At 52.3% G+C, this 25,915-nt stretch carries 23 protein-coding genes; 20 read left to right on the top strand and 3 right to left on the bottom strand.

The features are described from left to right. Positions 1 to 61 precede the first annotated feature (61 nt). The 6 genes from NST96_RS27095 to NST96_RS27070 all read left to right on the top strand — a co-directional run bounded on the left by NST96_RS27095 (position 62) and on the right by NST96_RS27070 (position 6,727). A complete protein-coding gene (locus NST96_RS27095; protein WP_031932432.1) occupies positions 62 to 970 on the top strand; it encodes a DUF2232 domain-containing protein in 909 nt (302 codons plus the stop codon). Between the two features lie 4 nt (positions 971 to 974). Continuing rightward, positions 975 to 2,912, top strand: coding sequence for a DHH family phosphoesterase (locus NST96_RS27090; RefSeq protein ID WP_003388827.1), 1,938 nt, complete (start codon positions 975 to 977; stop codon positions 2,910 to 2,912). 30 nt (positions 2,913 to 2,942) lie between these two features. After that, positions 2,943 to 3,386 carry a 50S ribosomal protein L9 gene (gene rplI / locus NST96_RS27085; RefSeq protein ID WP_003388826.1) on the top strand — a complete coding sequence of 148 codons (444 nt, stop codon included), beginning with the start codon at positions 2,943 to 2,945 and terminating at the stop codon, positions 3,384 to 3,386. A gap of 45 nt (positions 3,387 to 3,431) precedes the next feature. Next, on the top strand, positions 3,432 to 4,781 hold the full coding sequence (gene dnaB, locus NST96_RS27080; protein ID WP_003388825.1) for a replicative DNA helicase: 1,350 nt from the start codon (positions 3,432 to 3,434) through the stop codon (positions 4,779 to 4,781). A gap of 220 nt (positions 4,782 to 5,001) precedes the next feature. Beyond that, positions 5,002 to 6,288: an adenylosuccinate synthase gene (locus tag NST96_RS27075; RefSeq protein WP_003388824.1), complete on the top strand. Its 1,287-nt coding sequence runs from the start codon at positions 5,002 to 5,004 to the stop codon at positions 6,286 to 6,288. A gap of 232 nt (positions 6,289 to 6,520) precedes the next feature. Beyond that, the gene (locus NST96_RS27070; RefSeq protein ID WP_031932433.1) at positions 6,521 to 6,727 is read left to right on the top strand and encodes a hypothetical protein; all 207 of its coding nucleotides are present in this window, start codon (positions 6,521 to 6,523) and stop codon (positions 6,725 to 6,727) included. 96 nt (positions 6,728 to 6,823) lie between these two features. On the opposite strand, the gene NST96_RS27065 is transcribed toward NST96_RS27070, so the two are convergent. Then, a complete protein-coding gene (locus NST96_RS27065; protein WP_003388822.1) occupies positions 6,824 to 7,192 on the bottom strand; it encodes a hypothetical protein in 369 nt (122 codons plus the stop codon). A gap of 270 nt (positions 7,193 to 7,462) precedes the next feature. Here NST96_RS27065 and NST96_RS27060 point away from each other — a divergent pair, with 270 nt between their 5' ends. The 8 genes from NST96_RS27060 (at position 7,463) to ltrA (ending at position 18,174) form a co-directional block, all read left to right on the top strand. After that, entirely contained in the window at positions 7,463 to 8,959 is a 1,497-nt protein-coding gene (locus NST96_RS27060) for a M23 family metallopeptidase (RefSeq protein WP_338463057.1), read from the top strand. Positions 8,960 to 9,187: 228 nt separating this feature from the next. After that, positions 9,188 to 9,895, top strand: a complete 708-nt coding sequence (gene yycF / locus NST96_RS27055; protein WP_003388820.1) for a response regulator YycF — start codon at positions 9,188 to 9,190, stop codon at positions 9,893 to 9,895. Next, positions 9,892 to 11,739: a cell wall metabolism sensor histidine kinase WalK gene (gene walK / locus NST96_RS27050; RefSeq protein WP_052259670.1), complete on the top strand. Its 1,848-nt coding sequence runs from the start codon at positions 9,892 to 9,894 to the stop codon at positions 11,737 to 11,739. Before yycF ends, walK begins: the two co-directional genes overlap by 4 nt. Beyond that, positions 11,736 to 13,115, top strand: a complete 1,380-nt coding sequence (gene yycH / locus NST96_RS27045; RefSeq protein WP_003388817.1) for a two-component system activity regulator YycH — start codon at positions 11,736 to 11,738, stop codon at positions 13,113 to 13,115. The genes walK and yycH overlap by 4 nt, the downstream gene beginning before the upstream one ends. Next, complete coding sequence (gene yycI, locus NST96_RS27040; protein WP_024984460.1) at positions 13,102 to 13,887, top strand: two-component system regulatory protein YycI; 786 nt, start codon at positions 13,102 to 13,104, stop codon at positions 13,885 to 13,887. Before yycH ends, yycI begins: the two co-directional genes overlap by 14 nt. A 217-nt stretch (positions 13,888 to 14,104) precedes the next feature. After that, positions 14,105 to 14,893: an MBL fold metallo-hydrolase gene (locus NST96_RS27035; protein WP_003388813.1), complete on the top strand. Its 789-nt coding sequence runs from the start codon at positions 14,105 to 14,107 to the stop codon at positions 14,891 to 14,893. A gap of 156 nt (positions 14,894 to 15,049) precedes the next feature. Further along, a complete protein-coding gene (locus NST96_RS27030; RefSeq protein ID WP_342405120.1) occupies positions 15,050 to 16,270 on the top strand; it encodes a trypsin-like peptidase domain-containing protein in 1,221 nt (406 codons plus the stop codon). A gap of 638 nt (positions 16,271 to 16,908) precedes the next feature. Then, positions 16,909 to 18,174, top strand: a complete 1,266-nt coding sequence (ltrA, locus tag NST96_RS27025; protein WP_024985202.1) for a group II intron reverse transcriptase/maturase — start codon at positions 16,909 to 16,911, stop codon at positions 18,172 to 18,174. Positions 18,175 to 18,252: 78 nt separating this feature from the next. On the opposite strand, the gene NST96_RS27020 is transcribed toward ltrA, so the two are convergent. Next, a complete protein-coding gene (locus NST96_RS27020) occupies positions 18,253 to 19,677 on the bottom strand; it encodes a methyl-accepting chemotaxis protein (protein ID WP_170208404.1) in 1,425 nt (474 codons plus the stop codon). A 226-nt stretch (positions 19,678 to 19,903) separates the two neighbouring features. Between NST96_RS27020 and cls the strand changes: the two genes are divergently transcribed. From cls to NST96_RS27000, 4 genes are all read left to right on the top strand, one after another. Then, positions 19,904 to 21,355 (top strand): cardiolipin synthase, encoded by a 1,452-nt coding sequence (gene cls / locus NST96_RS27015; RefSeq protein WP_122957871.1) that lies wholly within the window; start codon positions 19,904 to 19,906, stop codon positions 21,353 to 21,355. Positions 21,356 to 21,760: 405 nt separating this feature from the next. Further along, the gene (locus NST96_RS27010) at positions 21,761 to 22,336 is read left to right on the top strand and encodes a sigma-70 family RNA polymerase sigma factor (protein ID WP_031932439.1); all 576 of its coding nucleotides are present in this window, start codon (positions 21,761 to 21,763) and stop codon (positions 22,334 to 22,336) included. Next, positions 22,302 to 23,462, top strand: coding sequence for a DUF4179 domain-containing protein (locus NST96_RS27005; RefSeq protein WP_342405119.1), 1,161 nt, complete (start codon positions 22,302 to 22,304; stop codon positions 23,460 to 23,462). Before NST96_RS27010 ends, NST96_RS27005 begins: the two co-directional genes overlap by 35 nt. An 18-nt stretch (positions 23,463 to 23,480) precedes the next feature. Next, positions 23,481 to 24,635 (top strand): DUF4179 domain-containing protein, encoded by a 1,155-nt coding sequence (locus NST96_RS27000; RefSeq protein ID WP_342405118.1) that lies wholly within the window; start codon positions 23,481 to 23,483, stop codon positions 24,633 to 24,635. A 67-nt stretch (positions 24,636 to 24,702) separates the two neighbouring features. Here NST96_RS27000 and NST96_RS26995 read toward each other — a convergent pair whose 3' ends face one another. Further along, on the bottom strand, positions 24,703 to 24,885 hold the full coding sequence (locus tag NST96_RS26995; protein WP_003388806.1) for a small acid-soluble spore protein H: 183 nt from the start codon (positions 24,883 to 24,885) through the stop codon (positions 24,703 to 24,705). 231 nt (positions 24,886 to 25,116) lie between these two features. Between NST96_RS26995 and NST96_RS26990 the strand changes: the two genes are divergently transcribed. Together NST96_RS26990 and rlmH are read left to right on the top strand one after the other, a co-directional pair. Then, positions 25,117 to 25,359, top strand: coding sequence for a CxxH/CxxC protein (locus tag NST96_RS26990; RefSeq protein ID WP_031932442.1), 243 nt, complete (start codon positions 25,117 to 25,119; stop codon positions 25,357 to 25,359). 4 nt (positions 25,360 to 25,363) lie between these two features. Then, on the top strand, positions 25,364 to 25,843 hold the full coding sequence (gene rlmH, locus NST96_RS26985; protein ID WP_122957868.1) for a 23S rRNA (pseudouridine(1915)-N(3))-methyltransferase RlmH: 480 nt from the start codon (positions 25,364 to 25,366) through the stop codon (positions 25,841 to 25,843). The last annotated feature ends 72 nt before the right edge of the window (positions 25,844 to 25,915 follow it).

Genomic DNA, 25,915 nt, shown 5'->3' with positions numbered 1-25,915 from the left:
TTTCCATATTTTTTATTGGTCGTATTGCTTTTACTTTGAAGATACACGATGAGGTGTCGCCATGCCTTCAAAAACAAAACAATTGGCGGAAAACGCCCTTTTGCTGGGAATTGCACTAGTGCTGCTGTTTATCAGTACATACACAATTGCAGGGATGGTCACCAGCCTGCTTTTGCCGTTGCCGTTTGTCATCCTCGGGATGCGGCGGCCGATTTCATCCTCCATATGGATTGTCGTCGTGTTCACGTTTTTAGCTGGAGTGCTAACCGGGATATTCTCGGCTATGATGGCTTTGATGATCGCGCTCTGGGGAACAGTAATGGGTCACATGTACGCCAAAAGAGGGACAGCTATGTCCGCGATTGTCGCGGGAGCTGCAGTCGTTTTCCTCGGGTATGTGGCGATGCTCGCTCTCTCCACGTACGTCATCGGGATGGGCTTGAATGAAATGATTCAGGAGGCAACGAAGCTAAGGCCTGATTTCGTGCCCAAAGAGCAATTTGAACAGGGAATGCAGCTCATCAAAATGGTCATGCCGGCCTTTTTAGTCATGATGAGTTTTATACAAAGCGGGATTACGCACTGGATAGCCCGACTGGTGGGCAAACGGATGAGATTGTCGGTTCCGGCCTTGCCTCCTGCCAGAGAGTGGTCTTTTCCGCGTTCGATCCTCTACTACTATTTTATTTCCATGGTAAGTATTCTTTTGATGGGAGAAGAATTGCAGGGAACATTTTGGACAAGCGCCGTACTCAACGTAAAGGTGATCCTGGATGTGATCCTGACGTTGCAGGGCCTTGCTTTCTGTCTGTTTGCCATTCATTTGTACAACAGGAAGGGATTGGCCCCCGTGCTTATTGTCTCTCTATTTATTTTTCCCCCGCTAACCACTATACTTAGTTTATTAGGCATCTTTGATTTGGGTTTAGGCTTGCGAAAGAGACTGGAAACAAGAGTGAAGAGGGGCTGAGGAAATGCCCAAATTCCTGTTAAAGCGTTGGTACGGGCTACACATGGTCTTGGCTCTAAGCTTTAGCTTGTTGCTGTTGGGAATTTTGACGCTTCATCACTGGATGTACGGGGCGATCGGGATCATTTGCCTGATCGGGCTCGTGGTTTACGCGCTGCAGGCCGAAAAAGGCTTCCAGCGGGATCTTCGTCTGTACTTGGCTACGGTTACCCACCGGGTGAAGAAGGCGGGCGAAGGCGTCATCCAGGAAATGCCGATCGGGATTTTGTTGTTCAACGAAGAAAAGACCATCGAATGGGTAAATCCCTTTATGACCAATATGTCCGGTGATGAAATGTTGATCGGGAAAACACTGCCTGATGTATTCCCGCAGCTCGTTCTGAAACCGGACCAGAAACGGCTGGAGTTTGTTTACAACGAGCGGACCTATGAAGTGCTTGTCCGAGCAGAGGAGCGTCTGCTTTACTTTACGGACATCACGAATTTCAAAGAATTGACGCTTCGCTACCACCGTGAAAAGGCTGTGCTTGCCATCATCCACCTCGACAACCTGGACGAGGTCGGACAAGTGATGGACGATCAAAGCCGGACACTGCTTTCTACGAGTGTGGCAGGGGTCATTACCGAATGGGCAAACAGGCACGGCATCTATCTGCGCCGCATTTCCGCAGATAAATTCCTGGCGTTGATGGAGCGGGAGACGCTGGACAAACTGGAAGAAAGCCGCTTTGACATTCTGGATGTGGTCAGGGAGATGACTGCAGACAACAAGATACCGATCACGCTTAGCATCGGAGCCGGAGCTGCAGCCAATTCCTATATCGAGCTGGGACAAATGGCCCAATCGAGTTTGGACATTGCTTTGGGCCGCGGCGGAGACCAGGCAGCGGTCAAGATCGGAAACAAGCTGACGTTTTTCGGCGGCAAGTCCAATGCCGTGGAAAAGCGGACTCGTGTACGTGCCCGCGTGATCGCCCATGCGCTGCGCGATCTGATTCACGAAGCGGAGCACGTCATCGTCATGGGACACAAGCAGCCTGACATGGATTCGATCGGCGCCTCCCTGGGCGTACTGAAAGCCGTACAGCTTCATAAAAAAGACGCATATATCGTGATGGATGAAGGCAATTCGTCTGTGGAGCGTCTGATGAAGGAAATTTACGCGCATGAGGAACTGGCCGAGGCTTTCATAACACCGGAGCAAGCGATACGTCTGATTACCGGGCGGACGCTCTTGGTAATCGTCGACACGCATCGCCCGTCGCTGGTAATCGAGCCGCGCCTGCTCAGCGAAACAAGCCGGATTGTGGTGATCGACCACCACAGGCGCTCGGAAGAATTTATCGAGCCGGTGCTTTTGTATCTGGAGCCGTATGCTTCTTCTACAAGCGAGCTGGTTACAGAGCTTCTGCAATATCAAAGCGACCGTCTGAACATCGACAATCTGATCGCTACGGCCTTGTTGGCGGGGATTGTGGTCGATACGAAAAGCTTTGCTTTCCGCACAGGCTCGCGAACCTTTGAGGCAGCTTCGTTTCTTCGCCGGAATGGCGCGGATACTGCGGCCGTCCAGCGCTTGCTGAAAGAGGATTTGACGCAATATGTAAAACGTGCTCGGGTGATCATGAATACCGAGACCTATCGGGATAACATGGCGATTGCCGTGGGCGACCCCAGTGAGGAGTACACGCAGGTACAGGTGGCCCAGGCAGCCGAGCAGCTGTTGACGCTCTCGGGCATTCAGGCGTCCTTTGTCGTTGCCAGAAGAGCTGACGATACGGTGCTGATCAGTGCCCGCTCACTGGGCGACATCAATGTCCAGTCGATCATGGAACACATGGGCGGAGGCGGCCATTTGACCGCAGCAGCCAACCAGATCGAAGGAATTTCCTTAAAAGAGGCCGTCAGACGTCTGAAGGAAGCTATCGATGCAGTCGTCTAGAACAGCCGTCTAGAGGAGGAGGAAGCACAGATGAAAGTTATTTTTCTGAAAGACGTAAAGGGTCAAGGGAAAAAAGGCGAAGTCAAGGATTTGTCGGAAGGCTACGTACGCAACTTCCTGCTGCCGCGGGGATTGGTCAAGGAAGCCACCGAAGCCAATATGAAGACGCTGGACGCGCAGCAGCGCAGCGAAGCCAAGCGTAAAGAGCAGGAAAAGATTGAAGCTCAGCAGCTAGCTGAAAAGATGAACGAGATCACCGTAAAGGTATCGGGAAAAGCAGGGGAAGGCGGCCGCTTGTTCGGGGCTATTTCCAGCAAGCAGGTCGCGCAGGCTTTGGAAGACCAGTTCCAAATCAAACTGGACAAACGCAAGCTGGAAATGGAAGCGATCCGCGCACTGGGCGTTACCCAGGTGAAAGTGAAGCTGCATAATGAAGTGACGGCAACGCTCAAGGTTCATGTAGTGGAAGAATAATGAAGCAGTAATTCATGCTAATACGGGATAAGCGAGGGGTGTGACGTGAGCGACCTGTTTTTGGACCGTGTGCCGCCGCAAAACAACGAAGCGGAACAGTCAGTTCTGGGGGCCGTGTTCTTATCGAAGGAAGCTCTCATCACGGCAATTGAAATTCTTCGACCTGAAGATTTTTATAAAACCGCCCATCAGCGCATCTTTAAAACGATGCAGGACCTCTACGACAAGGGGGAGCCGGTCGACCTCGTAACGGTGACGGCAGAGCTGCAGGACCACAAGCTGCTGGATGAGGTGGGCGGCGTTCCCTATCTCACGGAGATTGCCAGCTCGGTTCCGACTGCGGCCAACATTGAGTATTACGCGAAGATCGTCGAGGAAAAGTCGCTCTTGCGGCGGTTGATCCTGACGGCGACGAAAATTGCCAATGAAGGGTACTCCCGTGAAGACGAGGTCGGGGAGATCATCGCGGATGCAGAGAAATACATCCTCGAAATTGCCCAGAACCGGAACAGCGGCGGCTTTACGCCGATCCGCGACGTACTGCTGGAGACGTATGAACGGATTGAGTTTCTCAGTCAGCGGCGCGGGGATGTGACGGGGATTCCTTCGGGATACCCGGATTTGGACAAGATGACAGCCGGCTTCCAACGAAGCGACCTGATTATCCTGGCAGCCCGTCCGTCTGTAGGGAAAACGGCCTTTGCCTTGAATGTAGCCCAGAACGTAGCTGCTCGCGCCGGCGAGACAGTGGCCATCTTCTCGCTGGAGATGGCCGCTTCTCAGTTGGTACAGCGGATGATTTGTGCGGAGGGCAATTTGGATGCCTCCCGCATGCGTTCGGGTTGGCTGGAAGAGGATGACTGGCAAAAGCTGACGATGGCCATCGGGACATTGGCGAAAGCGCCGATCTACATCGACGATACGCCGGGTGTGACGGTACAGGACATCAGGGCGAAATGCCGCCGTCTGCAAGCGGAGCGCGGTTTGGGCATGATTCTGATCGACTACCTGCAGTTGATTCACGGACGGGGAAAAGGCGACAACCGCCAACAGGAGGTATCGGAAATTTCCCGGACCTTGAAGGGGATCGCCAGGGAATTGAACGTGCCTGTGATCGCCTTGTCCCAGCTAAGCCGTTCGGTGGAGCAGCGTCAGGACAAGCGGCCGATGATGTCGGACATCCGTGAATCCGGTTCGATCGAGCAGGACGCCGATATTGTTGCGTTCCTTTATCGCGATGACTACTACGACAAAGAAACAGAGAACAAAAACGTCATCGAAATCATCATTGCCAAGCAGCGTAACGGCCCGACCGGAACGGTGGAGCTGGCATTTTTGAAGGAATACAACAAGTTTGTCAGCCTGGACAATCGCTATCGCGATGCAGCGGGGTAAAAAGCAATAATAAAAATAAGTTCTACCCAGGTAAAAATCGCCTGTTTTTACGGAAAAGCCGGAACATACTCCGGCTTTTTTTCTATTATGAAAATACCGAACGTATAAACTTTCTAAATTGTTAACGTTCGTATTTTCATTGACAGCAACAAAATCGTTTAGTACACTTAGATTGTTTCAGGCCCAGTAAGGCAATGATGAAATCAGGAGGTGTTTTTCGATGTCAACTGTAGTTGTCGTCGGAACCCAATGGGGCGATGAAGGTAAAGGGAAAATTACCGATTATCTGGCGGAAAGCGCCGAAGTGGTGGCCAGATATCAGGGTGGCAACAATGCTGGACACACGATTATTTTTGGTGGCAACAAATACAAGCTGCACTTGATTCCATCCGGAATTTTTTATACAGATAAAACTTGCGTCATCGGCAACGGCATGGTTATCGATCCGAAAGCGCTGGTGGCGGAGCTGGATTACATTCACAGCTTTGGTTTCAAGACGCACAACTTGAAAATCAGCGATCGCGCGCATGTGATTCTGCCTTACCACATCAAGCTGGATGCTGTGGAAGAAGACAGCCGCGGCGCAAACAAGATCGGTACGACCCGCAAAGGGATCGGACCGGCTTATATGGACAAAGCTGCCCGTATCGGTATTCGCATTGCCGATCTGATGGACAAAGAAGAGTTCGCCCGCAAGCTTGAGCGCAACCTCGCTGAGAAAAATCTTCTGCTGGAGAAAATGTACAATACCAGCGGCTTTGAACTGAACGAAGTGCTGGAAGAATACCTGGGCTATGCCGAGATCATTCGCCCTTATGTCACCGATACGTCTGTCGTCTTGAACGATGCCATCGATCAGGGCAGCCGCGTGCTGTTTGAAGGCGCCCAAGGCGTTCTGCTGGACATCGATCAAGGTACGTATCCGTTCGTGACTTCTTCCAACCCGATTGCCGGTGGGGTCACTATCGGTTCCGGTGTAGGACCGACCAAGATCAACCAGGTTATCGGTGTGGCAAAATCGTACACCACTCGCGTAGGGGATGGTCCGTTCCTGACCGAATTGACTGATGCGACAGGCGATCATATCCGCGAAGTAGGATTTGAGTACGGTACGACGACAGGCCGTCCGCGCCGTGTCGGCTGGTTTGACAGCGTAGTTGTCCGCCATGCACGCCGTGTGAGCGGCATTACGGGACTGGCGATCACCAAGCTGGACACGCTGAGCGGCATTGACACGCTGCGCATTTGCACAGCCTACAAATACAACGGCGAAGTGATCGAGTCCTTCCCGGCGAATCTGAACCAGCTCGCCAAGTGCGAGCCGGTATACGAGGAGCTCCCAGGCTGGAAGGAAGACATCACTGGCGTTCGCAGCCTTCACGAGCTGCCTGAAAACGCACGTCACTACATCGAGCGCATCACGCAACTGACCGGCATTCCGCTCTCCATCTTCTCGGTTGGACCGGATCGCGAACAAACCGTGGTTGTTCGCGGTATCTACGGATAAACAATTGGCTCTATGCGAAAAAGCTGTCGAACCTGGTTCGGCAGCTTTTTTATTGAAAGTAGGAAGGATGCACCTCTCCCGGCGCACGTTGCGGCGCTGCATGGCAGTGGTCGAAAACGATCAGGAAGCAAAAATGGACGACAGGGCTTCTTCTTTTTTTGCAAGGACAGACACGAAAAGCAGACTTCTGGGCATATGGTAAGGCATATCAAGGAAAAATGAGGTGGTCACGATGATGGGATTTGATCAGAAGGCGATGAAGCTTCTGGGCAAGAATGTTCAGGTTAAGATGTTTAACGGCGTCGTCATCAAAGGAACCATGACTCATTTTAACAACGGCTATCTTTGTTTTATTACCACGTACAAACAGCGGGACGACCAAAAAACGACGATTCGCCGTTTGGCGGTCAAAGACATCACGTCGATGGTAGAGGTGTAGATGTGTAACGGCATATAGCCACCTGTCCCGAAAGAGGGGAGGTGGCTCTGTTGTTGTGTTTGGTTTCCTTTGCTGCTGCCTGCAGGAAGCAATCGTTTAGATGGTGCCTCCGAACGATTCGATGATCTGTACGGCTTCATCGCCTCGTTCTTCCGGTACGACTGCTGTCAGTAGAATGTTTCCGATGTTTTCTACTCCGCGATCAGCCATCCCGCTGGCATCCGGACCTGCGGCTGCCAGGACGCTGGCATCCCGGCCATTCGGAAAGTCACCGGCCTGGGTCAGTGTGGCCAGGCTGGGGAAATCGCTTGTAATCGGATTTGTGATCTCTTCCAGTCCGTCGCCCGGGTATTGTCCAATATGGGCGATCTGAATGGTTTCAAAGCCTGCCTGACGAAGGGATTGTGCCGCTTTCTCTGCCGCTTCAATCGTTTTAAAACCAGCCAAAATGTTGCGTTCCTTCACTGCCTGCCGCTCCTCTCGTACCCTTTTGTTAATAACCGTCAAATATGGTGTACCTATTATGAGCAAGAAACCCAAAATCCATTCGACAGCATTTTACACTTGATGTTGTCGTTATTTTTGTGGTAAAGTCGACATAGTTGGTTTCTTTAGGCAATTTGGCAGATAATTGAAACTGAATATCCGGGTTATTAGACCTAGTACATATCGCAAAAAAATTCAAAATAGTTACGTTCATGAAGGAGATGTATCTGTTTTCAGGAGGGACAAGGTATGCAATGGGCCGAATGGATGGCCAAGCTGCAAAACAAGACGAAGCACATCGTCGAGAATAGCAGCCGAGCTACACAGCGGGCGGTCGAGAGAGCAAGCACGTTTGTCCGCACTCACAAAAAGCAAACGGCAACGATCACAGCAGGACTCGTACTCTCAACAGCAATCGGGGCATCCGCCTACTTCTATTACAAGAGCAACATTATTTCGATTTATCATGTAGCAGTGAATGGACAGGAGATTGGTGTCGTCAACAATCCGGAGGTTGTCCATTCGTGGACAAAGGCCAAGCTGGACGAGGAAAAGGCAAAGCACGGCTTGAACCTGACGTTGTCCGACTATATCACATTTACTGAAGAAAAACTGTATAAGGGACACTACGATAACGAGGCAGCCATCAAAGCTCTGTCGGATATTGCCGACATCAAGGTAGAGGCTGTCAAATTGGTCGTTGACGGAAAAGTGGTCGGTTATGCCGAGAATGCAGAGGCAGCCGAGAAAGCGTTGGAATCTGTGAAGGAGAAGTTCTCCGGAATACCCGCAAACAACGTGAAGAAACAGGCGGTAGCAGCCGCATCCATAGACCAGCCGAAAGCTCCTCCTGCGGTGCAAGTGTCGATCAAGGAAGACGTGAAGCTGGAAAGCGATTCGGTAACCGCTGCTCAGGTTCTTCCGGTGGACAAGCTGGAGGAACTCTTGGCCAAGGGTACGTTCAAGCAAGTAACCCATACCGTAGTCGAGGGCGACTGCGTAGGCTGCATCGCCAAAAAGTACGGCATTACGTCGAAAGATATTTATGCCAATAACCCTGGCATAACGGAAAATACATTGCTGCAATTGGGACAAAAGATTAATGTAACGGCGCTTCGCCCGTTGGTGACTGTACAGGTGAAAGAAGAGGTCAGTCAAAAAGAAACCATTCCGTTTGCCACGCAGGTAAGGAATAACGACAAGCTGCCAAAAGGCGAAACAAAGGTTGTCCAGGAAGGAAAAGAGGGCAGCAAAACCGTCCGTTATCTCGTTGTGAAAGAAAATGGACAAGTTGTCGACAAAAGCATCCTGGATCAGCAAGTCATTGACCAGCCGCTGGTCAAAATCGTCGAGCGCGGAACCAAAGTCATTCCGTCTCGCGGGACAGGCCGTCTTTCGTGGCCGGCCAGAGGCTCTATCAGCAGCGGTTTTGGCATGCGCTGGGGCCGTTTGCACAAAGGAATCGACATTGCCGGTTCCGGATCTGTTCGTGCTGCCGACAACGGCCGCGTCGTACAAGCTGGATGGGATGGCGATTACGGAAATTCCATTTTGATCGACCATGGAAACGGCATGAAGACCCGTTATGGGCATCTTCGCTCCATCAGCGTCAAAGTAGGAGATGTCGTCTCCCAAGGAAAAGCAATTGGGGTCATGGGTTCTACCGGAGACTCTACCGGTGTCCACCTGCATTTTGAGGTTATACAAAATGGACGACTGCAAAACCCGGTTCGTTTCCTAAAATAAGCAGGAAAGTATAGGAAAATCAAAATAATGATTTTCTTTGATTCTTACAATAAAGGGTTCTCTCAAATGAGGGGGCCCTTTTCCTATTGGATCGAGGGAAGCGTCCAAGGCGGCTGTCTGATACAATAAGAGCATGTGGAGATGGCAGGAAACATTACCAAGCATCAGATGTGGAGGAAAACACGGACGTTTCGTGGAATCCATTACGTACAGAAGGGGGAGAGCGCTATGGCAAAACTCCTGGTTGTGGACGATGAAAAACCAATTGCCGATATCTTGAAGTTTACCTTTGAAAAGGAAGGGTACCAGGTAGTCTGCGCCTATGACGGAGAGGAAGCTCTTCTTCTCGTGCAGAATGAAAAACCGGACCTTATTTTATTGGATGTGATGCTTCCGGGCCGGGATGGCATGGATGTCTGCCGCTCCGTTCGGAAAAGCTGCGATGTGCCGATCATCATGCTGACGGCCAAGGATTCCGAGGTGGACAAGGTGCTCGGCCTGGAGCTGGGTGCGGATGATTACGTGACCAAGCCATTCAGCGCACGGGAGCTGGTGGCCAGAGTCAAAGCGCAGCTCCGCCGCCAGCAGCCCAAGAGCGAAGAGCAGGACAATCATCTGCTGCGGATTCATGAACTGGAGATCGATCTGAATTCCTATACCGTCGAGAAGATCGGGGAGCAGCTTGAGCTGACCCATCGGGAATTTGAGCTGCTTGTCTATCTGGCTCGCCACCAGGGACAGGTCATGACGAGGGAGCATCTGCTCCAATCCGTCTGGGGATTTGATTACTTCGGGGATGTGCGGACAGTCGATGTGACGATCCGCCGGTTGCGTGAAAAAATCGAAGACGATCCGAGCCAGCCGAAGTATATCATCACGAGGCGCGGACTTGGCTATACCATGCGTAATCCGGGAGCGGGAGGAACTCCCGGATGAGTCCGTTTCGCCTTTTTCGTCTGTTTCGCCTGTTCAAGACGGTCCAGTGGAAAATGGTCGTCATTTACATGCTCCTGATCCTGATGGCGATGCAGTTTATCGGGGCGTACTTTGCCCGGGAAGTGGAAAGCTACTACATCAATAACTTCTCGGAGACGTTGAATGCGCAGGCGAGCCTTTTGGCGACGCTTTCCCAAGGATACCTGCGGCCAAACGAAGGCAAGGAGCAAAGCCAGGATGAGGTCCGGCAGGGAATCGACAATCTGATCACCCATCTGGTGAAGCTGAACGGGGCCAATGTCCGCGTCATCGACTCGAACGGGACGGTTATCAGCACGACGGAAGACAAGCGTACGATCGGGCAGCGAAACACTCAGCCAGAGGTAACGATTGCGCTTTTGGGGACACGCAGCGAGTCGACCCGGATCGATCCGCGGACAGGCGATCGGGTCAAGGTGCTCGTGCTGCCGGTGAAAGGAGACAACATCGTCTACGGGGCAGTATACATGGCTGCTTCCATGGAGGCGACCTATACGACGATCCGCAAGATGAACGGGATTCTCGCTTCCGGGACGATGATCGCACTGCTTTTCACCGCAGCCTTGGGTGTCGTGCTGGCCCGGACGATTACGACGCCGGTGAAGGAAATGACTCGTCAGGCCCGGGCGGTTGCCGATGGAGATTTTAATAGAAATGTACGTGTGTATAGTGATGATGAAATTGGGCAGCTCGGGATGGCCTTCAACCATATGACTTTCAGGCTGCAAGAGGCGATCATGCAGCAGGAGGAAGAGCGGGAGAAGCTGGCCGGTATCCTGCGCAACATGTCTGATGGGGTAGTCGCCTCCAACCGCAACGGTCAGATCATTTTGATGAACCGGTCGGCGGAAGAGATGCTGCAGGTCACCATGGACGACTGCATGGCCAAAGGATTGACGCTGTACGATCTCTTGAAGCTGCCGCCGGAGGAAGAAATGCCGCTGTATTCGCAGGTGGAGCCGTTGATCATTGAAATGGTGCTGCCGAACCGCGAAGTCCTGATCCTGCGTGTGACATTTACACCGCTTCAGCATGACAGCGGGAAGCGGGGCGGCATTATTACGGTGCTGCAGGACGTGACGGAGCAGCAGCGGCTGGACCAGCAGCGCAAGGAGTTCGTCGCCAACGTATCGCATGAGCTGCGGACGCCGTTGACGACGATCAAAAGCTATGTGGAAGCGCTGTTGGACGGCGCAGTAGAGGAACCGGAGCTGTCCAACCGCTTTTTAAAGGTGACCATGTCAGAGACAGAGCGGATGATCCGTCTCGTAAACGACCTGCTTCAGCTGTCCCGTTTTGACTCGCAGGGCATTCACCTCCACTACAAAGAGGTAGACGCCGATCAGCTGCTTCGTTATGCGGCAGACCGCTTTTCCATGTTCGGGGAACAGCAGGGCGTCCAGCTAAAGCTGGAGGTGCCGGAAAATCTGCCTCCTATATACGTGGACAAGGATGCGATCAACCAGGTGCTGGACAATCTGCTGTCCAATGCAGTCAAGTATACGCCCGAGGGAGGCACGGTCGTCCTCATGGCACAGGTCAACCGGCACCAAAAGCGTCTCCACATCTCCATTTCCGATACCGGGATCGGGATTCCCAGCCGGGATTTAAAGCGCATCTTTGAACGCTTTTACCGGGTGGACAAGGCTCGTTCGCGCGGGCAAGGCGGAACCGGTCTCGGCCTCGCCATCGCCCGGGAATTGGTACAGGCTCACGGCGCGGAAATCGAGATCTCCAGCGAATTGAATGTGGGCACGACGGTCACCTTTTGGGTGCCATTTGCAAAAGGAGGGACGGCGGGATGATACGGTGGAAGGAGCCGGCCAAAACCTTGCTGCTCACCTTGCTGGTTCTGTCCAGCTTTCTGTTGACCGCGCTTTTGTGGACAAACCAGCCCCAATTTCAACTGATCGAGCCTGCTCAGTACAAGGAATCAAAGCCGGTACAGGAAAGGCAACTGGAGGACTTGATCGCACCGGAATCGGTCATCTTTCACTACGGGGAGGACCGGCATACAAAGGCGACAGCGACAGACGGCCAGTATCGCATCGTCAAAGAAGAGATGAAGAAATGGATCTTCCTCGATTTCGCGCCATTTTCCTTGCCGATTGAGAAGTGGGAGAAAATCTCCCGGGAGAAGCAAGGAATTGAAATACGCTTTCGCAACAGTGTCCCTCTTTCTGTCGTTGGACGGCTTGTGACATTTCGCGATGAGGTCAGCGACAAAGGAAAGGGAATCGACCGCCTGGTGCTTTATTACGAGGAAGAGGAAGACGTGGTCTATGCCTTGTTTATCCTCTCCGGCGAGGAAATGGTGCTTCGCAGCCGTACCTCGATCAGTCCAAAGGATTTGCGGCAGTCTTATCTGCCGACGGGCAACCTGATGCCGGAACAAATCATGAAGGTCGTCAAGCCGAATCCTGTCCCCCCGATCATAGAGCAGGGGAGGGCGGCAGGGACGATTTACTATTTGCCGAAAAACCCGGTGAAAATGCAGGCCTTTCGCTTTACATTCCGGACGATCGACAACGATCAGCTACTGGATGCGTATTTTCTCGATCGGACACTGGTCCGCCAAATCGTGGAGCGGGACAAGACGATCATCTACACCGATGGCAGCCGCTCCATCCAGTTGCGTTCGGATCAGCAGGCCATTACGTTTACGGACCCGGCCATCCTGTCAGTCGCACCGGAGCTGACGGATGAGGAGAAGGTAAAGGCAGCCATTTCATTTATTAACAAACATTTGGGATGGACGGATGATTTTCATTTCGAGACAATCAGAAAAAGCTATAACGACAAAGACGTTGTTACCTTCCGCCAGTATGTCGGAGCGTATCCGCTCTACAGCAAGGAAGGCTATCCGATCGACACCATCCGGGTGACGATGGAGGCGGGCCAGGTAGTGACGATGGACCGCTCACTGATCGATCTGGACCGCTACATCCAGAACAAAGGGTGGACGGCGATGTCGGGACCGGAATTGTTTCAATACATCCGCGAAAAGGGATTGGCGAATACAGAGCAGATCAGAAACGCATATCTGTCGTATCAGACGGTTACACACGAGGATTATGTGGAGCTGATCCCGATCTGGGTAGTGGAAGTGAACAATTATCCCAACCTGTACATTCCTGCCCAATTGAATCAGGGAGGAGGGCCGGAGCATGGATTGGAGTAAAACGAAAACGATCTTGATCTGGGCCTTTCTCCTGCTGGACGTGTTTCTCGGCTATCAGGTATACGCGACGAGGGGCGGCTACTGGCAAAATCCCGAGGCGTCCCAGAGCGAAAAGTGGGAAATGGATGACTATCTCAGACAGCACAACGTCACACTTGACGCAGAGGTGCCGTCGGACACGCCGGACATGACCTATCTCAATGCAGAGTATGTAGGGATCGGAGCGTTGGAGCTGCAGGGGATGGCAGGCATTGACGCTACCCTGGAAAAAATGGCCCTGGCGGCCAGACTGAAGCCGCCGATCGCCATAAATGGCCAGATCACCCCCAACGAGCTGTTGCGCCAAATCGGACCGCGCATGATGTATTCCGATCAGTACACGGCTGACCTGTACCAATCGAATCAGGGAAGACTTTTGTATTGGCAGGTGTACGATAAGGTGCCGATATTCATCGCGCCGCTCGAAGTCTACTTGGCCGATGGCTCGATTCTCGGGTATCGGCAAACCTATCTGAATATACGCAGCCAGGGTACGAGCCGCCCGATCATTTCTGCATATAAAGCGATCCGTTCGCTGGTGGAAAAACAGGTGATCCATCAGGGCGAGCGTATCGAAAATGTAACGCTGGGCTACTACGGTTCCTATGACGCGGAAATTCAGGGGCTGGCTCCGGTATGGCGGATCATTCACGATGGGAAGCAGCATTTTGTCAACGGATTTACAGGAGCCCAGGAACGCCCTTTGGTCACGAATTATTTCCCGGGGAAATAGGGATGGCGAAAGTAGCGGACAAGCAGGTGTTGGAAGACAGACCGAAAAGCCATCGTTAAAAGGGCAGCAGTTTCACAGCTATAGACAGCATGTTAGATATAGACAACATTTTGCAAGGGAAGCAGGTACACGGCCGCGGTGTGGGGAGATGGAAGGGACAAAACTGCTCCACTGCGGCTCCCTTGTGTGCGTGCAAGCGAGAGAAGAGGGATTTGTAGTGAGATTTAGTGTATTGGCAAGCGGGAGTACCGGCAATGCGATCTACGTGGCAACGGATCGCATCTCGGTGTTGATCGATGTGGGGATTACCGGCAAACAGGCAGAGGCGGCTCTGCGCGAGATCGGCGTGGACCCGACAGAGCTGAGCGCCATTTTGGTAACGCACGAGCACGTCGACCATATTAAAGGAATTGGCGTCATGGCCCGCAGGTACAATCTCCCAATTTATGCCAATCAAAAAACGTGGTCTGAATTGGATGGCCAGATCGGTACGATTCGGGAGGACCAGAAGCAGCTGTTTGAGGTAGGCGAGAAAAAAGAGCTGGAGGATTTGGGAATCGAGTCTTTTGGCATTTCTCACGACGCCGTCGAGCCGATGGGCTTTTGCTTTTACCACAATAACAAGAAGCTGAGTGTGGCGACCGACCTCGGCTACGTCAGCGACCGGATCAAGGAGACGATTCGCGGTGCGGATGCCTATGTGTTTGAATCCAATCACGATGTCGAATTGCTTCGCATGTCGCAGTATCCGTGGAGCATCAAGCGGCGTATTTTGAGCGACGTCGGCCATCTGTCGAACGAAGCGGCTGGCGAAGCGATGATTGACGTTTTAGGCGGACGGGCAGAGAGGGTATACCTCGCGCATCTGAGCAAAGAGAATAACATGATCGATCTGGCGCGTCTGACCGTAAAAGGGATTTTGGAGGAGAGCGGTCTCAAGGTCGGAGATGACGTCCATCTGCGGGAAACGTACCCGGACCGCCCGACCAAGCTGGAGTTTTTATAGACGGCACCCGTATGGATTTCCTGCCGCCAGTTCCACAACCTTTCCATATTTCTCACGCCATTTTGCCGAAAACAGGTCGTATACTGAGGATGTGAAATGGTATACGCGATAGCAAAATCTGCAAAGCTAGGTAATAGAGAAAGGAGAGCGTGAACCATGGGTTTTTACGATGACATGGCACAAGTGGAACGGAAAAAGCGTTCGAATGGAATCGGGCGCTTGGTGATGACCTCCATTACTTCCGCGGCGATTGGAGGGATGGTAGTTCTCTTGATGCTGCCGTCTCTCTCCAAATCAGGATACATTTCCATGGTAGAGCCGGGTACGGCCAATGCCATGAGCAATCCGGCCGCCAATCTGTTCGCCCAGCCTGTATCGGTCGAGGTTACTTCGGCTACGGTGGATGCGGTGGAAAAAACGGAAGATGCGGTCGTGGGGATCATCAATACGCGCCGGGTCGTGAACTGGTTTAATGAAGAACAGGTTCAGCGCGGCGAGGGTTCTGGCGTCATCTTTGAAAACAAAAACGGCAAAGCGCACATTATTACCAATAATCACGTTATTTCCGGAGGAAGCAAGATCCAGGTAGCACTGCCAAACGGCGACACTGTCGACGCCAAAGTACTGGGAGCCGATCCGTTTACCGATCTGGCCGTTCTGGAAATCGACGGCAGCAAGGTGAAAAAGGTAGCCGAGCTGGGCGACTCCGGTACGCTGAAGGTAGGAGAGCCGGCGATCGCCATCGGCAACCCGCTCGGACTGGAATTTTCCCGTACGGTAACGCAAGGGATCATCAGCTCGCTGAATCGTTCGATGCCGGTGGATATCAACGAAGACGGCCAGGATGACTGGGAGCTGGACGTGCTGCAAACGGATGCGGCGATCAACCCGGGGAATAGCGGGGGCGCTCTGGTCAATATCAAGGGACAGGTAATCGGCATCAATACGATGAAAATCTCCAAGACAGGTGTGGAAGGGCTCGGCTTTGCCATTCCGATCAACGACGTGAAAAAAATCGTCGGCGACCTGATGCAGTATGGAGAGCTGAAACGGGCTTATCTGGGCATCGAGCCGTACAATTTGACCAGTGTGCCGCGCTACCACTGGAAAGAGACGCTGAACCTGCCAAACGATGTGAAAGCGGGCGTCGTGATCAGCAAACAGCCGGGCAGATTTTCGCCAGCAGGCAAGGCTGATCTGAGGCAATACGACGTCATCGTCAAGCTGGATGGCAAAGACATCGACAACGGCGCGCAATTGCGCAAATACTTGACGCTGAACAAAAAGCCGGGAGAAAAAATGGAAGTTACCTTCTACCGCGATGGATTTATGAAAACCACGACGGTGACACTGGAAAATCAACCTTCCAGCAATTAAAGCGGGAACACCGGTTATCCATACTGGCAAGAGCAAAAGCAAATGAAAGACGGAGGCACCCTTTGCGGGACCTCCGTTTTTTGGTGCGCCCAGCATGGGCGATAGCTATAGGGTGAAAGTCCCGAACGGGGGTTGGCTGTACCAACCGTTAGCTCAAGGCAAGGGTGTCGACCGCGAGGTCGAATCTGAAGGAAGCCGGCGGCAAAATCCCGACCTGAGGTACACGAACCCAATTTGAGGCTGTTGTATCCGGGCGAGTCTGCCAAACAAGACAAAGCCCCATACAGCCAAGGGATACAGTAGTAAACTTGGGCAGGTACATGGGATGAAAGTTATCGTTCTTACCTGGGGAGGTCTGCATGAAACGCCTTCAACTGTTGGTAACCGTCTCCGTAAGGAGACGCTGAACATGCAGAAGTCAGCAGAGGCCATAGTACCCGAGTAGAGGACGCTTGAATGGGGAAGGGCCGAACATCAAGCCAGCATGCGATCCATGTCTTTTGATACGGTACGTCGAAGCAGAATTCTGTCAAGGAACTACTTTTGAAGAGCAGGGGTGAAGCCCCGAGGGTACAAAAGAGGGCTGAGTATCGTACAGCAAGCACGGAGTCCGCATGTGCGAAGGAAGGAACATCATTATGGATTTGCTGGAAAAAGTCTTATCACGGGAAAACTTACGGATGGCACTCCAACGAGTGGAGGAAAACAAAGGTGTCGGTGGAGTCGATGGTGTTTCAACCGAACAACTACGCGATTATCTACGTGAACACTGGCAAGCCATCCGCGAGAAGATGGAAAGGGGAACCTATAGACCTTCACCTGTTCGCAGAGTCGAAATCCCGAAACCTGACGGTGGTGTAAGGTTATTAGGCATTCCCACCGTGGTAGACCGCTTTATTCAGCAGGCCATCCTCCAAGTGTTAACGCCGATCTTCGACCCCACCTTCTCGGAATCTAGCTATGGGTTCCGTCCAAAACGTAGCGCTCACATGGCAGTAAGGAAAGCGCAAGCGTATATCTCCGAAGGATATCGTTTCGTGGTGGACATCGATCTAGAGAAATTCTTTGATCGCGTAAATCATGATATTCTAATGAGCCGTGTGGCTCGAAAAGTTCAGGACAAGAGAATTTTAAGACTGATTCGTTCCTACTTGAATGCGGGGATCATGATAAATGGCGTCTGTACAACATCAAGTGAAGGAACACCGCAAGGTGGGCCGTTAAGCCCACTTTTGGCAAATATCCTACTTGATGATTTGGACAAGGAACTCGAAAAGAGAGGCCACCGTTTCTGCCGCTACGCAGACGATTGTAATATCTACGTGAAAACAAAACGGGCAGGGGAACGAGTAAAGAAGAGTATTCAAAACCACTTGGAGAAGGTACTAAGGCTAAAAGTAAATGAGGAGAAAAGCGCGATAGACCGACCATGGAAACGAAAATTCTTGGGCTTTAGTTTTACCTTTGCAAAACAGACAAGGATTCGCATCCACCCCAAATCCCTCCTCAAGCTAAAAGAGAAAATCCGCACGATCACGAATCCGGTGTGGAGCATCTCGATGGAGAAGCGGATTGAAAGAATAAATCAGTACCTCATGGGCTGGATTGGATATTTCGCCCTTGCAGACGCGAAGGGCATTCTACAATCCATTGAGGAATGGACAAGGCGCAGGCTCCGTCTTTGTTTGTGGATGCAGTGGAAACGCGTGAGAACCAGATATCGAGAACTTCGTTCTCTTGGCATATCTCACGTAAAAGCCATTGAAATTGCAAATACCCGCAAGGGTGCATGGCGTACCACAAAATCTCCGCATATACACAAAGCCCTCGGCATTGCCTACTGGCAACAACAAGGGCTGAAAAGCTTAGTGCAACGATATTCTCAAATTCGTCAAGCTTGGTGAACCGCCGTATACCGAACGGTACGTACGGTGGTGTGAGAGGACGGGGGTTAGTCGCCCCCTCCTACTCGATTTTCGGCTTTAAATTTTGACAACAAGCTGATTGAGGTTTTCCGCCATTCTAGCCAGATCAACGACGGCATTGGAGGTTTCTTCGGTGCTTGCTGACGTTTCCTCGGTCACGGCCGCGATGTTTTGCGCGGCCTTGAGAACTTCCGAGGTCTGGGCGCTTTGCTCCTCGCAGCTCGCGGCTATTTCCGCAATCCGGGTCGACGTCTCTCTTACGTAGCTGACGATTTCATCAAAGGATTGATACGCTTGCGATACGAGGGCGCTGCCGTTGTTGACCGTATCGACTGTTTTTTGTGTGCTCGTCTGCATTTGGCCGATCAGTTCGATGATTTCTTTCGTGGCGATACTGCTTTGCTTAGCCAGTTTGCCTACTTCACTGGCTACGACGGCAAAGCCGCGGCCGTGCTCGCCGGCCCGTGCCGCCTCGATCGAAGCGTTAAGGGCCAGCAGGTTGGTTTGGTTGGCGATATCCTGGATCGAGCTGATGATGCTGTCGATCTTTTGGGAGTTCGCCAGCAGCTCGTCTACCTTGAGCGTGATGTCTTTCATGCCCTCGATAGAGTTTGCCATCATCTGTACGCCGCTGTGCGCGACATCGACCGTTTTGTTGACGAACTCATTGGTCTGCTCGATGTTTACGGCAACCTGGGTAATTGCCTGATTCATCTGCTCGATCATTTCCGAGACATTCGTTACGGTGCTGGCCTGGAATTGGCTGCCGGAAGCGATTTCTTCGACGCTCGCCGAGATTTCTTCCGAGGAGCTGGCAACGCTCTCGGAGGATTGCTGGATCTGCTGCGTGACCTTTTGAATGTCACGCATAATGATGAGGATCAGGAGAATGCCGATGACGATTGCAATCACGCTGATCGCGATCACCGTAATAAATCCGGTGTTATTGAGCGAGACAGCATTCGATGTCGCTGCATTGGCACCATTTCCGTTTAATTCGACGAGCGATGAGATAACCTTTTTCGCATCAGTCCATTGAGCTTGCGTGCGGTTAATGGCCGCTACGGTTTTTGCGGTATCCGTGTTTCTGGCTACTTGCAGTACGGCCGGAATTTGCTGGGCATAGGCTTCCCAGTGGGTTGAAAAACTGCTGTAGATTTCTTTTTCTTCATCGGAAGAAATGAGCTTTTCGTATTCCGCCCGTTTTTGCTCGATGTCCTTCAGAGCATTGTTTACCTGTACTTCAAGGGCATTGATTTTATCGAGATCGGTTTCAAGGCCGATCTGTGAGATAATCATCGGCAGGTTGGTGATGTCTTCATCCAGATCGCCGAGCACCAAAACGCTTGGCATCCAGTTTGTATTTATCTCTTCTGCCTTATTTCCGATTTTCCCCATCAGAAATAACGATATTGTGGAAGCGAGCAGCAATAAACATAATAACACGATAAAACCGACTAAAACCTTTTTCCGTATGGTCATCGTTGTTCCCCTCTCCATCTGCGGTGTCATACATAGTAAGTACCCACTGGATAACGGGATTGAAACATGCTTGGATGAGATGTCGCCGATTTTTACTTTTACAAAGGATTAGGTAAGTGCTGCGGCATCGTGTACAATGAGATCAAACGGGATAAGGAGAAACTCTGTGACGGGACGTCAACATACAGGAGAGATCAACGCTCAGGGGCAGGGGTGGTTCAGCGAAATGGAGCTGTTTCAACAAATCTATACCGGCCTGTCGATAGTCAATTTGCTGTTGGCAGCGGTTTTAATATTCATGGAGAGGCGAAACATCGCTTCTACCTGGGCGTGGCTCATGGTCTTGCTGTTTTTGCCGGGGATTGGCTTTGTCATCTACCTGGTGTTTGGCCAAAGGCTGTCGCGCCGCAAGCTCTACAAGCTGAGGGAAGGGGAATTTTCCCGTTATCAGGTGGTGCTGGAGGAGCAAATCAGGAAGATGGAAAGCGGGACCATCCGCTTCCACGATCCAGCCATCGTCGACCACCGCGATATGATCCACATGAATCTCGTCAGTGATGCCGCGCTGTATACGCAGGATAATCACATTGACATATATACCGAGGGGCAGGCAAAATTTGAAGCGCTGTTTGCCGACATTGCCAAGGCAGAAGACCATGTCCACCTGCTCTATTACATCATCCGCAAAGACGAGCTGGGAGAGAGGCTGATCCGCGCTTTGACCGAGCGGGCGGCGGCGGGCGTAAAGGTGAGGCTGCTGTACGACGCGATCGGTTCGTCCGAGCTGACGCCGCGCTTTTTCCGCCCGCTGGTGGAAGCGGGGGGAGAAGTGGCCGCGTTTTTCTCATCGCCGATTCCATATGTAAACATGTGGGTCAACTTCCGCAATCACCGCAAGCTGGTGATCATCGACGGCGAGGTCGGCTATATCGGCGGCTTTAACATCGGAAACGAGTATTTGGGGATGGATCGGAAGCTCGGGTACTGGCGGGACACCCATCTGCGGATTACCGGCAGCGCCGTCCATCTGCTGCAGGCGCGCTTTTACCTGGACTGGAATCTGTCGGCCCAGGTACAGCGGAGGATGGAGGACGAGCCGCGCTATTTCCCGCCGAGTCAGAGGACCGGAAACGTCGGCATCCAGATCGTTTCCAGCGGCCCCAACTCCGAGAAGCAGCAGATCAAGCACGGCTATTTGAAAATGATTTACAAGGCAAAAGAGCGCATTTATTTGCAGTCGCCTTATCTAATCCCCGACGACAGCCTGCTGACGGCACTGAAAATGGCCGCCATGTCCGGCGTCGATGTCCGGGTCATGATACCCGGCCGGGCCGATCACAAGCTCGTCTACTGGGCGTCCCAGTCGTATCTGGGCGAGCTGTTGAAGAGCGGCGTGCGCTGCTTCCGCTACGAGAAAGGATTCCTGCACGCCAAAACGATGGTCGTGGACGGACAGATCGCTTCCGTGGGCACGGCCAATCTGGATATACGGAGTTTCAAGATCAACTTTGAGACGAACGCCTTTTTGTTTGACTCGGCTACGGCGGAGCGGCTGGAGCAGATTTTCCTTGAGGATTTGGCTGAGTGTCATGAGGTGACACGGGAGGAGTATGAGAGCAGGCCGCTGAAGGCGCGGTTGCAGGAGTCGCTGACGAGGCTGTTGTCGCCGATTTTGTAGGGCACAAATGGATGGGGCGTTGAAGGGGGAAAGCAAAGCGGCTGGCTGTGGTGGATCGGACTGCATGTCGGGGCAGCCGGTGTGTTGGTGAGCCGGTATGAGGGACTGTAATGTCAGATAGCAGATAAACGGAGCTGACCGCATGCCATAGAGAGCAGGCGAGCAGCAGCTGGTAGGCAGAGAAAATAAGCAGAGCCTGCGAGCAGTAGCAGGTAGACAGAGAAGATAGGCAGAGCGGGCGAACAGTAGCAGGCAGCAAAGTACACAGCAGGAATTGACAGGAAAAAGCGACCGTTTCATCGGCCGCTTTTTTTGTTTTCAGCATTCTTTTCGATTTTCAAAAAATGATGTGTCGATCCCCGAAAGGATGGCGTCTAATTCATGTGAAGGGAGTGAGGGAGGGAAGTGGAAGAATCGACGCCTTTTGATCCGGCCTACTGGGTTTCGCGAGCCAAACGGAAGCGCGAGGATTTTGCTCCGCTGTACGATTTTTATTTTGAGCGAATTTACCGCTATTTTGCATTCAAGGTGGGGAGGTCGCATGCAGAAGATTTGACACAGCTCACTTTTATGAAAGCCCTGAATGGACTGTCGAGCTACCGGGAAGAATCGCTTTTTTCCACCTGGCTGTTTCAGATTGCAAAGCGTGTGCTGCTGGACGAAAACCGGAGGGTTCGACGGCGGCCGAAGGAGACGGAGCTGGATATTATACAGACCGAGCTAACAGAGGGGCACGCCGAGCGGACAGCGATTCAGCTTGATCTGTTATCCGCTTTGCAGCAGTTGCCCGAGACTGAGCGGGAGATCATCATGCTGAGATTTTTCGCGGACTGTACGCTCGTCGAGGTTGCACAAATTCTGGAGATGGGCGAAAGCGCAGTGAAAAACCGGCTCTACCGGGCTCTGGAAAAGCTGAAAGGCAAATTACGCGGATGGGGGGATATGAATGAACGGCGACAGGAGAAAAACAGCTTCGTTTGAGCAGACGGAGCAGCTTGCCAAGCAGATGATGAAACCCCGGACGGATTTGCAAAGCGATGATCTTGAACGAGAATTTCCCGGCTTCATCGAGGTCGTACAGGGGCTTGAACGAGAGAGAGAGGCGCTTTCCCCCGGTTCAGGCACGCGAGAGAGAATCAGACAAACATTGTTTGAAACGGCAGGGACCACGAAAGCTCCCGTTCGCCAGCGAAGGGTCGCGAGAAAATGGATGTTTGCAGCAACCGCTGCATGCTTTTTCTTTGTCATCTTGATTGCTGCCGGTTTCTCATCGCCGACGATGGCCGAAAAGCTGAAAAGCATTCCGCTAATCCGATCCGTGTTTTCCCTGTTCAAGGATGAAACCTTGCATATCGCCAGGGAAAAGGGGCTTGTCACACCGGCCAGTCAAAGCGTGACGGTGAACGGAATTACCGTGACAGTGAACGAAGTCTTCTATGACGGCTCGCGTATCGATATCGGGTATGCCATCCAGGTGCCCGAAGCCGCAAGCGAAACAGAAGCCCTTGAAATCGCCCGCAATATCAAGATATGGGAATTTACCGTGGACGATTCCGACAAGCCTGTTCCTTACAAAGGCAGTCAAGATGTGGAGCGGGTGGACAAAAACCTGTTTGCAGGGATGAAGCATATGGAAGTGACAGTGCCGTTGCCTGACAAGTTTACTTTTCATGCAAAGGTATCGGTTGGTGACGACTTGTCAGATCCGAAGACAACGGGGCAGCTGGACATTCCGGTGGTAAAACAGATGAAGCCGGGAGACGGCGCAAAGCTGTCCCCGGACATTTCCCAGACCATGGAAAGCGGCTATGTATTTGAAGTGGAATCCGTAACGCTTACTCCGGCGTCGACGACCATTTTGCTGAAAGAGATTCCGCCGGACGATAAACCGTATGACCCTGCGTACAGGCTGCTGAACGACAAGGGAGAAGCCATCGAAGAGGCGGAAGAAACCCTCACTTGGGACGAAAAGGGAATCTGGAGAAGGTTTGTCATTCCACTCCGGGAAAGACCGGAGTCCGTGAAGCTCATCCCGAGCATGAACGGCGTCGAGGAAACGGAGAAGGCCGTAGTCATTCCGCTCAAAGCGGACAGTCAAAACAAATAAATGAAAAGAGGAGAGATCATGATGGGAAACAAACGGACACCGCAAACAATCGGCGGTCTAGTTTTGGCCGGCGTGGTCACAGTCGCGGGCATAACGGCAGCGCTTCCGGGGGAGACATCAACCGTGCAAGCGGCACTTGCGAAAACCGCAACCGGAGCACAGACAAAAGCCGCACAGGCCAGTCCAAGTGTGACGGTGAACGGAATGACAGTGACGGTGAACGAAGTCTTCTATGACGGCTCGCGTATGGATATCGGTTATGCCATCCAGATGCCCAAAACCCAGAATGAAGCAGAAGCTCTCAAAATGGCCCAAACAATCAAGCTTTGGCAATTTACCGTGGACAATTCCGACAAGCCCGTTCCTTACAAAGGCAGTCAAGAAGTGGAGCGGGTAAACGGAAACCAGTTTAAAGGGATCAGGAATATCGAAATCACGGAGCCGTTGCCAGACAAGTTTACCTTGCATGCGAAGGTGGCATTTGGCAATGATGTGACAGATCCAAAGACAACGGGCGAGCTGGACATTCCGGTGGCAAAACAGCAGAAGTCGGGAGTTGGCGCAGGGCTTTCTCCCAAAGGGTCTCCGTCCGGGCAAAGCGGTGCAGGGGGCTCGGCAACGCCAGCGCCTGACGAAGCAAAGGAGCCTTTGCCCAAGCATGTTCAGCAAAACTATCAAAAATTATTGGAGGCTGAACCGCTGCTGAAAGGCCTGAAAATGACGGGGTATTCCAAAAGCCCGATGACAGACAACAGGCAAATTCGCGGAGTATGGGGAATCGTGCTCCATGAAACCGGGAATTTTGACGACAAGGGGAAAATGTTTGCCTCGATGCAGTTTGACAGTACGACAGGAGAGCTATTGGATTATGGCTCCTTTGGTTCTCCCACCTTCAGGGAAGAGCCGAAAAAAAGCACGCAAACGGAGGCTTTTTACAGACAAAAAGCAGCCGAATTTTTTCAGAAGCTGCTCGGCGATGAGCATGTGAAGCAGTATCAGAAGAGCGGAACATTGGAAATAAGCATGAGAACCTACAATAAGACCGTGGAAAGACAAACGGGTACTGCCCAATTTGATTACAAAGGCGAACGTTTTCAGATCGTTGTGGATGTCAACGGCTACCTGCACACGTACAATCGCATACCGCTGTCCCACTTGCTGAAACAGCGGTAATGGACAAAAAGAATAACAACGTAAAAAACATCCCGACCCACTATTTTGCAGTGGAACGGGATGTTTTTTAGTGATGCTCTACCAGGCTGTCTACGGGAACGCTTTGTTCGCGCTCCGGCTCGTCCAGCGGATAGACTCTGGCCATGTCGGTTTCTTCATCAACGTGCTGGATATAGACCGGCACCTTATTCAAGGTGACATTCGCCATGACGGGGGAAGCCGCGATTTCCTTGGCGCGCTGCTTGTTCATTTTACAGACCTCCTCGTGATGTTGTCCCCACTAGTATTTGCTGGAGGGGTGGGAGAGCATTCCGAGACGTGTTTTTATGGGGATGAGATTCTCGGGTAGCATATGCCGGGGAACGCTCATTTTTTCCAATGGGGAAACGACATGTGAGGCAGCAGACCGGCCCCATTTGAAAACGAGGCATTCTGGGGTAGAATAAGGACGACAAACAGGAACGGAAAGGACGATTTACGGATGGACAAGAAAGAAAAAACGATTCGCATCGAGGGCAAGGACGTAGTGCTGCACCCGGAGCATCCGGTGCGCTTTGCCTGCATGGAGCATGCGGATACGCAGATAGATGAGTATGTGGATGAATTCGAGGCTGCGCCGGATACGTACCGCGCCGCTTCTATTGAAGACGATAAGCTGGACAAGCGTTGCCGTGAGTGCGGAGCGCCGGCTGATTTTGCGTTGTTGCGCGAGAAGGGAATGTAAGGGCGTGCAGATTACGATCGTAACGGTGGGCAAGCTGAAGGAGAAATACTTGCGGGAAGGGATCGCGGAGTACACCAAGCGCCTGTCGGCGTATTGCAAGCTGCAGATCGTGGAGGTCAGCGACGAGAAAGCACCGGAAGAGCTGAGTGCAAGCGAAATGGAGCAGGTCAAGCGCAAGGAGGGCGAGCGCATCCTGGCCCAGATCAAGCCGGATCATTACGTGATCGCGCTCGCCATCGACGGGCAGATGTGGTCGTCGGAGAAGCTGTCCAGCGAGCTGGACAAGCTGGCTTTGCACGGGCGCAGCCAGGTGGCGTTTGTCATTGGCGGGTCGCTGGGGCTGTCGGCTGAGGTGCTGAAGCGGGGGGATGTGCAGTTGTCGTTTTCGAAGATGACGTTTCCGCATCAGTTGGTGAGGCTGGTGCTGGTGGAGCAGGTTTATCGGGCGTTTCGGATTGGGCGGGGGGAACCGTATCATAAGTGAGGGCGAAAAATATCCCAGAAATACAAGTGATTTAGAATTATGTTAATATAGAGTGAATTATAACTAAGGGAA

The sequence above is a fragment of the Brevibacillus sp. FSL K6-2834 genome (assembly GCF_038592925.1).
Taxonomy (GTDB): Bacteria; Bacillota; Bacilli; order Brevibacillales; family Brevibacillaceae; genus Brevibacillus; species Brevibacillus borstelensis.
The sequence above is the reverse complement of the archived record's forward strand: the minus strand, read 5'-3'. Positions and strand labels throughout refer to the sequence as shown.

What these genes read in the sequence shown, in the direction of transcription:
- NST96_RS26990 (WP_031932442.1), top strand. Translation starts at nt 25,117, where the DNA reads ATGGACAAGAAAGAAAAAACGATTCGCATCGAGGGCAAGGACGTAGTG.
- NST96_RS27090 (WP_003388827.1), top strand. Translation starts at nt 975, where the DNA reads ATGCCCAAATTCCTGTTAAAGCGTTGGTACGGGCTACACATGGTCTTG.
- NST96_RS27005 (WP_342405119.1), top strand. Translation starts at nt 22,302, where the DNA reads ATGAACGGCGACAGGAGAAAAACAGCTTCGTTTGAGCAGACGGAGCAG.
- cls (WP_122957871.1), top strand. Translation starts at nt 19,904, where the DNA reads ATGGAGCTGTTTCAACAAATCTATACCGGCCTGTCGATAGTCAATTTG.
- NST96_RS27075 (WP_003388824.1), top strand. Translation starts at nt 5,002, where the DNA reads ATGTCAACTGTAGTTGTCGTCGGAACCCAATGGGGCGATGAAGGTAAA.
- NST96_RS27070 (WP_031932433.1), top strand. Translation starts at nt 6,521, where the DNA reads ATGATGGGATTTGATCAGAAGGCGATGAAGCTTCTGGGCAAGAATGTT.
- yycI (WP_024984460.1), top strand. Translation starts at nt 13,102, where the DNA reads ATGGATTGGAGTAAAACGAAAACGATCTTGATCTGGGCCTTTCTCCTG.
- NST96_RS27020 (WP_170208404.1), bottom strand. Translation starts at nt 19,677, where the DNA reads ATGACCATACGGAAAAAGGTTTTAGTCGGTTTTATCGTGTTATTATGT.
- rplI (WP_003388826.1), top strand. Translation starts at nt 2,943, where the DNA reads ATGAAAGTTATTTTTCTGAAAGACGTAAAGGGTCAAGGGAAAAAAGGC.
- yycH (WP_003388817.1), top strand. Translation starts at nt 11,736, where the DNA reads ATGATACGGTGGAAGGAGCCGGCCAAAACCTTGCTGCTCACCTTGCTG.
- NST96_RS27030 (WP_342405120.1), top strand. Translation starts at nt 15,050, where the DNA reads ATGGGTTTTTACGATGACATGGCACAAGTGGAACGGAAAAAGCGTTCG.
- NST96_RS27095 (WP_031932432.1), top strand. Translation starts at nt 62, where the DNA reads ATGCCTTCAAAAACAAAACAATTGGCGGAAAACGCCCTTTTGCTGGGA.
- yycF (WP_003388820.1), top strand. Translation starts at nt 9,188, where the DNA reads ATGGCAAAACTCCTGGTTGTGGACGATGAAAAACCAATTGCCGATATC.
- walK (WP_052259670.1), top strand. Translation starts at nt 9,892, where the DNA reads ATGAGTCCGTTTCGCCTTTTTCGTCTGTTTCGCCTGTTCAAGACGGTC.
- NST96_RS26995 (WP_003388806.1), bottom strand. Translation starts at nt 24,885, where the DNA reads ATGAACAAGCAGCGCGCCAAGGAAATCGCGGCTTCCCCCGTCATGGCG.
- ltrA (WP_024985202.1), top strand. Translation starts at nt 16,909, where the DNA reads ATGGATTTGCTGGAAAAAGTCTTATCACGGGAAAACTTACGGATGGCA.
- NST96_RS27000 (WP_342405118.1), top strand. Translation starts at nt 23,481, where the DNA reads ATGATGGGAAACAAACGGACACCGCAAACAATCGGCGGTCTAGTTTTG.
- NST96_RS27060 (WP_338463057.1), top strand. Translation starts at nt 7,463, where the DNA reads ATGCAATGGGCCGAATGGATGGCCAAGCTGCAAAACAAGACGAAGCAC.